Source organism: Pseudomonas mediterranea CFBP 5447 (assembly GCF_000774145.1).
In the GTDB taxonomy this organism is placed as follows: Bacteria; Pseudomonadota; Gammaproteobacteria; order Pseudomonadales; family Pseudomonadaceae; genus Aquipseudomonas; species Aquipseudomonas mediterranea.
On record NZ_KN322983.1, the window covers coordinates 840117 to 852220 of the forward strand.

The 12104-nt window shown below is 63.7% G+C and carries 9 protein-coding genes; 1 reads left to right on the forward strand and 8 read right to left on the reverse strand.

Annotated elements, in window-relative coordinates; all coding sequences use genetic code 11:
- Nucleotides 1-4: 4 nt before the first annotated feature.
- A complete protein-coding gene (locus N005_RS09350) occupies nt 5-1072 on the reverse strand; it encodes a phosphotransferase family protein (RefSeq protein ID WP_047700919.1) in 1068 nt (355 codons plus the stop codon).
- A 317-nt stretch (nt 1073-1389) separates the two neighbouring features.
- On the opposite strand from N005_RS09350, the gene N005_RS09355 reads away from it, so the two are divergent.
- Nucleotides 1390-1785, forward strand: coding sequence for a DUF4280 domain-containing protein (locus N005_RS09355; protein WP_047700920.1), 396 nt, complete (start codon nt 1390-1392; stop codon nt 1783-1785).
- Between the two features lie 1430 nt (nt 1786-3215).
- Here the strand turns inward: N005_RS09355 and N005_RS09360 are convergent.
- From N005_RS09360 to tssE, 7 genes are read right to left on the reverse strand one after another with little or no spacing between them, the layout of a single operon-like run.
- A complete protein-coding gene (locus N005_RS09360) occupies nt 3216-3758 on the reverse strand; it encodes a toxin-antitoxin system YwqK family antitoxin (RefSeq protein WP_047700921.1) in 543 nt (180 codons plus the stop codon).
- 13 nt (nt 3759-3771) lie between these two features.
- The gene (locus N005_RS09365) at nt 3772-5781 is read right to left on the reverse strand and encodes a type VI secretion system Vgr family protein (protein WP_047700922.1); all 2010 of its coding nucleotides are present in this window, start codon (nt 5779-5781) and stop codon (nt 3772-3774) included.
- Between the two features lie 25 nt (nt 5782-5806).
- The gene (locus N005_RS09370) at nt 5807-6292 is read right to left on the reverse strand and encodes a hypothetical protein (protein ID WP_047700923.1); all 486 of its coding nucleotides are present in this window, start codon (nt 6290-6292) and stop codon (nt 5807-5809) included.
- Nucleotides 6293-6349: 57 nt separating this feature from the next.
- A complete protein-coding gene (gene tssH, locus N005_RS09375) occupies nt 6350-8893 on the reverse strand; it encodes a type VI secretion system ATPase TssH (RefSeq protein ID WP_047700924.1) in 2544 nt (847 codons plus the stop codon).
- Between the two features lies 1 nt (nt 8894).
- The gene (gene tssG / locus N005_RS09380) at nt 8895-9920 is read right to left on the reverse strand and encodes a type VI secretion system baseplate subunit TssG (RefSeq protein WP_047700925.1); all 1026 of its coding nucleotides are present in this window, start codon (nt 9918-9920) and stop codon (nt 8895-8897) included.
- Nucleotides 9884-11674, reverse strand: a complete 1791-nt coding sequence (tssF, locus tag N005_RS09385; protein ID WP_047700926.1) for a type VI secretion system baseplate subunit TssF — start codon at nt 11672-11674, stop codon at nt 9884-9886. Before tssF ends, tssG begins: the two co-directional genes overlap by 37 nt.
- Nucleotides 11658-12101 carry a type VI secretion system baseplate subunit TssE gene (tssE, locus tag N005_RS09390; RefSeq protein ID WP_047700927.1) on the reverse strand — a complete coding sequence of 148 codons (444 nt, stop codon included), beginning with the start codon at nt 12099-12101 and terminating at the stop codon, nt 11658-11660. The genes tssF and tssE overlap by 17 nt, the downstream gene beginning before the upstream one ends.
- Nucleotides 12102-12104: the final 3 nt, after the last annotated feature.

Here is a 12104-nt window from a genome sequence, read left to right on the forward strand (position 1 = left end):
GCGCTCAGAGCGTGGATTGACCGATGACCTGCAAGCTCATCTGCTCCAGCAGTTTGTTCATCTGAACGAACTGGGCGAAGCGTTGATCCTGGGTCTGGCCGTGGTAGAAGCGGTAATAGATCTGCTGGACGATGCCGGCCAGGCGGAACAGGCCGTAGGTGTAATAGAAGTCGAAATTGTCGATGCGGATCCCGGCGCGCTCGGCGTAGTAATCCACGAACTCGCGACGGGTGAGCATGCCGGGGGCATGGCTGGGCTGGCGGCGCATCAACTGGACGGGGGCCGGGTCCGTCGCCTCGATCCAGTAGGCGAGGCTGTTACCCAGGTCCATCAGCGGGTCGCCGAGGGTGGTCAGTTCCCAGTCCAGCACGCCGATGATTTGCATCGGGTTGTCCGGGTCGAGGATCACGTTGTCGAAACGGTAGTCGTTGTGGACGATGCTGGAGACGGGGTGATCGGCGGGCATCTTGTCGTTGAGCCAGGCCTTGACCGCCTCCCATTTCGGCGCGTCGGGGGTCAGGGCTTTCTCGTAGCGCTCGCTCCAGCCACGGATCTGCCGGGCCACGTAGCCTTCGGGTTTGCCCAGGTCGGCCAGGCCGCACGCGTGGTAATCGACCCGGTGCAGTTCGACGAGCCGGTCGATGAAGCTCTTGCACAACGATTCGGTGCGGGCGGCGTCGAAACCCAGCTCGGGCGGCAGGTCGGAGCGCAGGATGATGCCCTTGACCCGTTCCATCACGTAGAACTCGGCGCCCATGACCGACTCATCGGTGCAGTGCACATAGGCTTTTGGGCAATACGGGAACTCATCGCGCAACTGGTTGAGGATGCGGAACTCACGGCCCATGTCATGGGCGGATTTGGCCTTGTGGCCGAACGGCGGACGGCGCAGCACGAATTCCTGTTCGGGGTACTCCAGCAGGTAGGTCAGGTTCGATGCGCCGCCGGGAAACTGGCTGATCCGTGGTGCGCCGGTCAGGCCGGGGATGTGGGCCTTGAGGTACGGGTCGATCAGGTTGGCATCGAGTTCTTCACCATCGCGCACGCGGGTGGACTGATCAGTAAACGCCATGCTTATCCCTTCTGCTTATTCTGGAGGCCATCGATCATTGGCTAATCAAGGGTTTGTACGAAAAGTCGCCGAGCGGCGATCAGGCAAGGCGAAAACAGGCGAGGAAGCGGAGTTGACTGGTTGTCAATGAGCATTCCGAGCCTGTTTTCAACGCAGCCTGATCGTCGCGCAGGCACTTTTCGTACAAAGCCTAATGGTGCGTGGGAGGCGTCACAAGCACGCTCCGGTCTTATAGGTTAGCGTGTTGCTGGATAATCAGCGGGCCTGATGCGCGTGGGTGAGCTATGGTTTCGGGGTCGCTTCAAGGAGTCGCCGCCATGGGATGCCCACAAGTCTGCAGCACCGCCACCCTGCAATGCAGCTTCGGCGCCGCCCCGGCGGTGCTCAATGTACTGCCGGTCAATCGGATGCTGACCGGTGGGATGCCGGCGGCGAATATCATGGATCACATTCCGTTGGTGAACGTCACCACGTTTGGGATGTGCATGAGCCTGGCGAACCCTTCGGTAGCCGCTGCGACTGCGGCGGCCCTGGGTGTGTTGACGCCCATGCCTTGTATTCCGGCTACTGCTGCGCCCTGGATACCGGGTGGGGCGCCGACCTTGTTGTTGGGCAATATGCCGGCGATCGATGCCAACAGTACTTTGATGTGCAGCTGGGCGGGGGTGATCAAGATTGTGGTGCCGGGGCAGGTGTTGATGTTGATTCCTTGACTGGGGCGGTCGTGGTTTTGTTGATCGGGGTACATATCCGTTGTTGCGGTAATGGCGGCTTATGGTTCCGCCCTGACGGCGGGTTACTTTTGAAAAGCGCAAAAGTAACCAAAACGCTCTTGCCCCACCACTCGGCACCTCGCCAAGGCGAGGTGTTCCCTCACTCCGGCATTGCTCCGTGGGCCCGCCGCGAAGGGCCATCCATGGCCCAGCGCGGCTAATCCGGCATCCATGCCGGATTGCCCACTATGCAATGCCTGCGTTCGGCCAGCGTGGTTTAACGGGGCTTTCAGGATCAAAAGCAAAAGCAAAAGCAAAAGCAAAAGCAAAAGCAAAGCGAGGCGGCCTTACAGGTGGTCTGGTTCTTCCGGCATAAATCGATCCCTTGTGGGAGCGAGCCTGCTCGCGATAGCGGTGGCTCAGTTGACGGTGATGGTGAATGTGCCGCTGTCATCGCGAGCAGGCTCGCTCCCATAAGGTCTTGTTGGCCGGGTACATATCCATTGTTGCGGTAATGGCGGCTTATGGTTCCGCCCTGACGGCGGGTTACTTTTGAAAAGCGCAAAAGTAACCAAAACGCTCTTGCCCCACCACTCGGCACCTCGCCAAGGCGAGGTGTTCCCTCACTCCGGCATTGCTCCGAGGGCCCGCCGCGAAGGGCCATCCGTGGCCCAGCGCGGCTAATCCGGCATCCATGCCGGATTGCCCACTACGCAATGCCTGCGTTCGGCCAGCGTGGTTTAACGGGGCTTTCAGGATCAAAAGCAAAAGCAAAAGCAAAAGCAAAAGCAAAAGCAAAGCGAGGCGGCCTTACAGGTGGTCTGGTTCTTCCGGCATAAATCGATCCCTTGTGGGAGCGAGCCTGCTCGCGATAGCGGTGGCTCAGTTGACGGTGATGGTGAATGTGCCGCTGTCATCGCGAGCAGGCTCGCTCCCATAAGGTCTTGTTGGCCGGGTACATATCCATTGTTGCGGTAATGGCGGCTTATGGTTCCGCCCTGACGGCGGGTTACTTTTGAAAAGCGCAAAAGTAACCAAAACGCTCTTGCCCCACCACTCGGCACCTCGCCAAGGCGAGGTGTTCCCTCACTCCGGCATTGCTCCGAGGGCCCGCCGCGAAGGGCCATCTGTGGCCCAGCGCGGCTAATCCGGCATCCATGCCGGATTGCCCACTACGCAATGCCTGCGTTCGGCCAGCGTGGTTGACGGGGCCTGAAGATCAAAAGCAAAAGCAAAAGCAAAGCGAGGCGGCCTTACAGGTGGTCTGGTTCTTCCGGCATAAATCGATCCCTTGTGGGAGCGAGCCTGCTCGCGATAGCGGTGGCTCAGTTGACGGTGATGGTGAATGTGCCGCTGTCATCGCGAGCAGGCTCGCTCCCACAGGGTTTGTCGGTGGGTTCAGGTCTCAAAGTCCAGCAGAGGCCAGGCGCTCATGCCTGCGCCGGATCGTTCCAGCGCCGGAACCACCAGCGTACCCGGGAAATCGGCTTGCCGTCGGCGTCCAGCGGGCGTCCGTCCTCGGCGTAGGCGTGGGCTGGTTCCAGCAGTTGGCCGTTGAGGTAACGGGCTTCGACGGCCGGGTTGCCGTTGGGGTGCAGGCGGCGATAGCGGCCGTCGCGCACGCCGTCGCGATAGAACTCGGCCTCGGCCAGTTGCCCGTCCGGGAAGTAATTGTTGGCTTCGCCGTGCAGCAGTCCGCCGCGATAGGTGGCCTGGCGTTGCAGCCCGCCTTCGGCCGCGTAGAAGCTCGCCACGCCCTGCAGCTTGCCTTTCACGAACGGCAATACTGCCGAAACCTTGCCATTGGGGTGGTACAGGGTGCTGGTACCTTGCAGTTCACCTTGGCTGTAGTTGAGTTTCGCTTGCGGGCGTCGGGCTTCTTCGATGTGCAACGGGCCGTCGAGCCGGCCGTCGATCAACTGACCGCCCAGTTGGCTGTCGCCACGTTCCACATCGAGCTTCTTCGAGGCCATCGTTGCGTTCCTGTCAGTTGACCTTCACCAGGCCGCCTTTGATGGTCAGCATGCCGCCGCCGTCCACGGTCTGTTCGGCGGCGGCCTTGTTGACCAGGCTGATGCCGGCGTCATTGGTCAGGGTGGTGCCGGCCTTGTTCTCCAACGAGGTGCCGGCCTGATTGCTCAGGGCCGTGCCGGCCTTCTGGCTGATGGAGGTGCTGGCCTGGGCTGCCAGGTCTGCGCCGCTCTTGATGGCGAAACTGCCGCCGCTTTGCAGGGTCAGGGTGCCGCTGACCTTGATGGTCAGGTTGCCGTCCACGGTCAGTTCGTAGTTGCCGGTGACCTTGTGCGTGTAGTTACCGCCAGTGCTGTGGTTCTGGTCCGAGCCCACGGTCACGCTGCGGGTGTCTTTCACATCGAGGCTGTCGCTGCCGGTCTGGATCGTCACGCTGCGCTTGCCTTTCTCCAGGGTGACCGTCTCGTCTCCATCCTTCACCGTGCGGGTGCGGGCGTTCTGTACCGTGAGGGTTTCGTCATGGCCGACGGTGGCGGTGGTGTCGTTGAGCACGTTGATGTTGAAGTCCTTCTGGGCCTGGAGAAACACCTCCTCGGCGTCCTTCTTGTCTTCGAAGCGCAGCTCGTTGAAGCCGCCGCCACCCTTTGACGAGTTGGTCTTGATCCCGGACTGGGTCTGGTTCGCCGGCAATGCATAGGGCAGGGCGTTGTCGCCGTTGTAGACACAGCCGGTCACCAGTGGTCGGTCGGGGTCGCCGTCGATGAACGTGACAATGACTTCCTGACCGATCCGCGGCACGAACTGCATGCCAAACCCCTTGCCGCTCCAGGGCAGTACCACCCGCACCCAGCAGGACGAGGTTTCGTCGTTCTTGCCGGTGCGGTCCCAGGGGAACTGCAACTTGATCCGTCCGTATTCATCGGTCCAGATTTCTTCGCCGGCCTTGCCCACCACCAACGCGGTCTGGGTGTGCATGCGCGGTTTCGGCGTGAGGCGGGCCGGTCGGTACGGCGTGGCCTTGGGGATCGCTTCGAAGCGATTGCGGTAGCTGTCGTGGCTGGCTTCATGGCTGACCGAGGTCACCACCCAGTCGATGTTCAACGACGGGTCTTCGTGGCCGGCGAGGGTGAACCAATACCCCGGCACCAGCCAGCGGCAATCGCTTTCACCGACGAACCGCTGCGCCTGGCTGCGCAAGCCGTCCACCCGCTGCTTGGTCAGTGCATCGCCCTGGGCCTTGGCGTTGTAGCCGCCCGGATGCTCGTACATCGAACTGGGCCCGGCCACGGCTTCGGCCTGGCTGTAGAGCGAGGTCGTCGGTGTGGTGAACTCATAGTCGGTCGCCTGATAGACCCCGGCCACCGCTTGCAGGGACACGTGGCCCGAGCGGATGCCATGCAGTTCCCGCTCGCCCATTCCCTGCCCGAGATAGTTCACCGTTGGTCCGTTGGGAATCGGTGCGAAGGCGTCGTTGCTGTCGGCCAGCACCAGGGTGTGTTTGCCGGCTTCATGGCTGAAGAACCAGAAAATCCCGTCTTCTTCCAACAGCCGGGAAACGAAGGCCAGATCGGTTTCGCCGTACTGCACGCAGTACTCCCTCGGCGTGTAGCTGCCGCTGAGCTTGAGCTGGAAATCGGTAAAGGCGTGGGCCTTGAAGATCGTCGTGACGATGTCCGACGTGGCGAGGTTCTGGAACACCCGGTTGTTGCTGGCCAGGCTCAGCCACCAGAGCCAGGGCCTGAGCAGCAGCTGATAACGCTCGGCGGTGGCATCGGCGGGCAACTGGCGGATTTCGGCGACCAGCCAGTCCAGCGGGCGCAGCAGAGCGTCCTTGTGCAGGGTGGTGGTGACATGACTGGCGACGGCGCTGGCGAGCGTCAGCGGGGCGCCGTCGACGATGCCATTGAGGATGTGCGAGCCCAGGGTATTGAGGCTTTCTGTACCCGACAGGGATTCAGGATATAGCGCCGACAGGGTTGCTGCGGTGAGCGACAGAGTGGTGTTGCTGTCGGTGGAGCGGGGCATCTGAGGTCCTCGGCAAGGCAATTACCTACTCATCAATCAGCTTCATATAGCTGATATTGTCATTCACGGCGCCGGTGGTTCGGTTGATGAGATCGTGTGCGTCATATTTATAGATTTCCAACGTGACGTTGCCTTTTTGCAACGCCTCGCGAAAGCAGTTCTCGGCTGACACCTCGTCGCCAGTCTGACTGGTCCAGTTGGTCAGTCCGGGATGGCTACTGACCACCGTAAGAGGGCGAGTAGCATGGCGTATGAGCTTCTTGAATTTATCGCTGCCGCTTCCCTTGTAGTCGGACTGCCTGAAGCTGATATAGAAATGTGGTGGGAGTCCTGACCTGTTGTTGGTTACGCTCCCGGTGGTTGCCTCCGCTACTCTGGCTCGCAGAAGATCCCAGTTTTGCTGACTGTATTTGTCGGCATGGTAGATTTCCACGCCCATTTTGCCTCCCGCATCGGTCAGGGTCGTCAGGGTGCTATCGTTCACACTCGCCAGTATCAAGTCACCCGCCATGTTGTCTCCGCTATTCGCATTCTGAAAAACAAAATGAAGTTCCCGAAGCGGCAGCTGTCACTCCAACACCCACTCCGCCAATTTCCCCGTCACCTGGGTCATCAACACATTCTCCACATCCCGCGCCCCCGCCGCGCTGCACTTGGCAAGCACCGCCTTGACGATCCCGGCATCGAACTCGAATTGTTTGCCCGTCGCTGCCTTGTAGCGCCCGCGCAATTTCTCCAGCTTCGCCAGTACGATCCCTTCCAGCGTCGTCTCATCCAGTGGCCGGTACGCCACCACTGTCATGCGCGCCAGGAACGCCGGGCGAAACGCCTGCAGCAGCACCTTGTGCAGGGCTTCGTTGAAGGCATCGCTGCCCAGTTGCGCGGCCGGTGTGTCCAGCAGCAGTTCGGCGCCGACGTTGCTGGTGGCGAGCATCACGGTGTTCTTGAAGTCCACCACCAGGCCGGTGCCGTCTTCCATCAGGCCTTTGTCGAAGACGTTGTAGAACGCTTCGAGCACATCCGGGTGGGCCTTTTCGATTTCATCCAGCAGCACCACCGAATAGGGTTTGCGCCGCACCGCTTCGGTGAGTACACCGCCGCTGCCGTAGCCGACGTAGCCGGGCGGGGCGCCTTTGAGTTGGCTGACCGTGTGGGCTTCCTGGTACTCCGAGAGGTTGATGCTGATCAGGTTGCGTTCGCCGCCGTACAAGGCGTCGGCCAGGGCATAGGCGGTTTCGGTCTTGCCCACGCCGGTAGGGCCGACCAGCAGGAACACGCCCACCGGTTTCTGCGGGTCGGTAAGGCCGGCGCGGTAGGCCTGCAGGCGCTGGGCGATGGTGTTGAGCGCCGTGGCCTGGCCCATCACCCGCAGGCCCATGCGCTGGCCAAGGGTGCGCACGGCATGGGCTTCATCGGCGAGCATCTTGCCGACGGGGATGCCGGTCCAGCCGGCGATTACGGCGGCCACGGTCTTGCTGTCCACCTGTTCGGGCACCAGTGGATCGTCCTGGCGAATGGCATCGAGGCCGGCTTCCAGGCGCAGCAGTTCGGCGGCCAGGTGGTCGATGCGGTTATCGATTTCGGTGTCGGCTTTTTCCGCGTCGGCCCGCTCGCTCAGGGCCAGCAGTTCGCGCCGGGTGTCGAGCAGTTCGCGCACGGCTTCGCGTTCTTCACCCCAGCGGGTTTCCAGTTCGCGGATGGCCTGCACGTTGGCGGTGGATTCGCCTTCGAGCAGGGTAATGCGCTCACGATGGTCCAGGCCGGTGGCCTGCTCCCGGCGCAGGCGTTCGACTTCGTCCTTGAGGCTGTTCTGCCGGTGGCGCAGGCTTTCCAATGGCGGCGGCACATCGTGCTGGCCAAGCGCGACCCGGGCGCAGGCGGTGTCGAGCACGCTGATGGCCTTGTCCGGCAGATGCCGTCCGGAAATGTAGCGGTGAGAGAGCTTCACCGCTTCGTGGATCGCCGCATCCAGCACTTGTACCCCATGGTGCTGTTCCAGTTTGCTGGCCACGCCCCGGAGCATTTCCACGGCCGTGAGTTCGTCCGGCTCTTCGACCTGCACCAGTTGGAAGCGGCGGGCCAGGGCCGGGTCTTTCTCGAAGTATTTCTTGTATTCCAGCCAGGTGGTGGCAGCCAGGGTGCGCAGTTCGCCCCGGGCCAGGGCTGGTTTGAGCAGGTTGGCTGCATCGCTGCCGCCCTCTGCGCCGCCGGCACCGATCAGGGTGTGGGCTTCGTCGATGAACAGAATGATCGGCTTCTCGGCGCTGCGTACCGCGTCAATCACGCCTTTGAGGCGCTGTTCGAATTCGCCCTTGACCCCTGCGCCGGCCTGCAACAGACCCAGATCAAGCACTCGCAGCGTGACCTCCTGCAGCGACGGCGGCACATCCCCGGCGGCGATGCGCAGGGCCAGGCCTTCCACCACGGCGGTCTTGCCGACCCCCGGCGCGCCCACCAGGATCGGGTTGTTCTGCCGGCGCCGGAGCAGGATATCGATGCACTGGCGGATCTCGCCGTCGCGCCCGACGATGGGGTCGATGCGGCCGTTGCGGGCGTCGTCGGTGAGGTCCTGGGTGTACTGGTCGAGCACCGGATCCTGTTTTTGCGCGGCCTCCCCGGGCTTGGCCGGACGAGCAACGCCGACGTGCTCCCGGGAGCTTTCGGTCCATTCCAACAGATGGGCGCGCAGGGCATCCCGGGGAATGCGCAGCAGCGAAGAGGCGCTGTTGAGCAACAGGCTGCGGCGCTCGTCGCGATCCAGCAGCGCCAGCAGCAACAGCCCCGAACGGATGCTGTCCAGGCCGAGCACGCTGGCCTGGACCACGGCGTCTTCCAGCAGGCCGATGGTTTGCGCCGACAAGGCGGGCGTGCGAGTGCTGCCGGATTTGAACAGGTCCAGGGCCTTGTTGGTTTCCGCCGCTACCGCGTCCCGTTCCAGCCCGAAGCGCGGCAGCAGGCAGGCGAAGTCGCCACCTTCGATGTCCAGCAACTCCAGCAGCAAGTGCTCGATTTCCACGTAGTGATGACTGCGCTGCATGCAGCGCTGCGCGGCCCGTTCCAGGGCGCGACGGTTGTCCGGGTTGAGGCGTCCGATCAGGCTGGCCAGTTCCATTTCAGGCGATCTCCGGCTGACGAAGGCGGGTTTCGATGCGTTGCAGGGCCAGGCTGGATTGTCGTTGCAGGCCCCCGTTCCAGTTCAGTCGCGGCGGGGCCTGATGGCCCAGTTGCAACGGCCCGGCGCCGCGGATCAGCAGCACCAGGGTGCAATCCAGGTCGGGACCGAAATACAGGGCATACAGGCTGGCAAGCAGCGGATGGGTCTCGCCGTTGGGCAGCAATCCGCCGGCCTGGGTTGCGCTCAATGGCCCGAGGGTCAGGCGCACGCCGGCATGCTCGTCCCAGACCCGCGTACCGGCCACCGCGCTACGGCCCAGGCACAAGTTGCGGCCGCCCGCTTGCAAGCGGCTGCGGCTGGCCGGTGGGATCTCACGCCAGCCACCTTCATACGCACTCAGCTCCACCGGCAGGCCGAACTGCTCGCGGACAATGGCCGCGAACCCGGCCAGGGAACGGCGGCCGTCGGCGTACAGCGCGCTGCACGCTAACGCGGCGGAGTCGGGGGCGGCCTGGCGTTCCTGCAAGGCCTTGGGCAGCAGGCCGGTCAGGGCTCGCAACTGGGCCTGCACGGCGGAGGCGCCCGGAGGGGTGAAGCCCAGGGCGATGCGGTGCTTGCGCATCACTTTGTAGAGCAGGCTGAGCAGGCGGTGCTGGAACAGGTCCAGAAACTCCGCCGGCGCATGATCCCGCGCCCGCGCCCGTTGTTGCAGCCATTCCTGATAGGCATAGGGCAACGGGCCGTCGGGGCCGCCGAGGCCAAAGATCGGGGTGGTCAGTACGGGCGACTCGCCGGGTTCCTCGCTCAGGTTCTCGACTTCGCTGGCGGCGAACAGCGGGGTCAACGGTCCCCGCAGTCGCAACGCTTCGGCGTGGGGCGCGGTGCCGCTGCCCAGGGGCTCGGCCTGGGGATGCTCACGCTCCAGCAGCAACAATGCCTGGAGCCACTCGAAACGCTGCGGGTCGTGTCGCAGGCGTTGGCTCAGGTTCAGAGCGTCAGGGGTTTGCCGGCTTGGGGTTGCCATGTCTTCACCTCCCTGTCGGACTGGACCAGCACTGTGCGCACGAAGCGATTGGCGGTGGCATACAGTGAAAAGAACTGCGCCAGCACGCCGGAGAACAGTACGGCGCTGCTGCCGACGAAATGCTGCGGGTCCAGTTGCAGGCGGACTTCCAGGCCGTTGCGCCAGCCGCGCCAGGCGTCTTCGCCGACATGGGCGATGACCCGGTCGCAACCCAGGCCCATGACCCCTGCGATCTGGCGATGGGCGCTGGCTTCGTCCCGCAGGTTGTGCAATGTCAGGATCTCGCGCAGCGCATCCAGCGCCTGAGGGCCTTCCACCAGGGACAAATGGTTGAGGGTCAACTGCGACACCAGCCGCCAGCGCGATTCACCGTCCAGGCGTGGCAGGCTCTGCGGGCTCGGCGGGTTGCGCAGGCGCGCCCAGGCCACCGGGCCCGGACGTTCGAAACCCAGTGGCGTGCCCGCCGGCAGGCTCTGGGCCAGGTGCCGGCTGGTGCAGAGTAATTCGGCGGTGAGGCTGTAGTCGCGGGTATCGGCGAGCGGGTCGAGCTGGGTGTCCACCAGGCTGACCATCAAGTCGGTGCCCAGCCGGTTCGGGCTCATGCCGCTGACTCGTCGCGCATGCCAGTAGCAGGTCTGGTCGTTGCCGTGCTGGCTGCCGTAGTAGGCCGGCACCTTGCGCACGCCCTGGCTGGACGTGGCACGCACGGTGCGGATGCTATGGATCTCGACACTGTTTTCCCGATGACTGTCGGCCACCAGCCGGTATTCGCTGCGGGTGCCATCCGGGCGCAGCGGTTCGCTGGTCCTGGGAAAGAGGTTGATCACCGGCGTGCAGCCCAGGGCGATGTCGCTGGCCTGGAGCGGCAGGCGATTGGCAGGGGCGCGATCGAAGACGATATACAAGTACAGGGATGAGCTGTCGCTGGTCGCTCCGGCCAGGGGCAGGTCGAAGAAACCGAACTTGTCGGGGAAGGCAAAATATTCCGCCAGCAGGCGCATGCCCGGATGCACGCCGTCCTCATCTGGCAGCAGGGCTTCGTCGCTGGCGAAACCGACGATCCGCGGCAGGCCGGCCAACGGTTCCGGCACGCAGCCCGGCGCGCCGGCCAGGACCTTGACCGTGTGGGCGCCGAGCAGATCGTACAGCCAGGCGTTGATCATCGGCGAGGCCGCCAGGTGCACCCGCAGGTAATCGATTTCCAGGGTCGACCATTGGCGCTCGCCCAGGCAACGCAGGTTCAGGCGCAAGGCCGACCGCGCCTGGACCACGCCGGTCAGCGCCTGGGCTTCGTCACTGCCCAGCAGCACGGCTTCGCTGACTTCCAGCGGCCACAGGTGCACGGCGGCGGTGGTACGAAAGTGAATGCTCTGGCCCTTGTCGGTGGTGACGAACAGGGGCGTGTCCCGGGGCAGGGGATAGCCGTCGTCGAGGTTGCCTTTGCTCGGGTCGGGCTCGAATTGCACGATGGCGCAGGAAGGCAACGGACGCATGGCCAGGGGATACAGCTGTTCGAGCAAGGCATCGCTGAATTCGGCGTAGTCATCGTCCAGCCGGCGTTGCAGCCGGGCGGCCAGCAGCGCGAAACCTTCCAGCAGCCGTTCGACGTGCGGGTCCGGGCACTCGCCGGGGGACAGTTCCAGGCGCCGGGCGACCTTCGGGTAGCGTTCGGCGAACAGGCTGCCGGCATGACGCAACCAGGTCAGTTCGCGCTGGTAGTAATCCAGCAGTTGCGGGTCAATCGAGTCGCTCATGTCGCACCTCAAGTCCGTCGCCGGCGTGCTCGATGACAAATGCCACGGGCCATGCGTGCGGGTCGCCACGCAGTACCCCCGACAGCCGTATGCCCAGTTGTTGTGGGTGGCCCGGTACCGGGACGACCTGAACCTCGCCCAGTTGCAGGCGCGGTTCGAAATGGCTGATGGCCTGGTGTATCTCCCGGGTCAGCAGGCGCCGGTCATCGCTGCGCTGCTGTTGCAACGCGGTCCAATCGGCAATCCCGTAATCGAGAATGCTCGGCGGATCGGTCAGTGCCCGGGGACCGCGTCGGGTGTTGAACAGGCGATGCAGTTCGGCGTGGACCGAATCCTGCAGCGCCTGCCGGTCGAACACCCGACCATGGTCATCCGCCTGGCTGGCCAGGCGTTCGAACAGCGGTGGGCGGAGCCCGAAGCCAGCCATGGC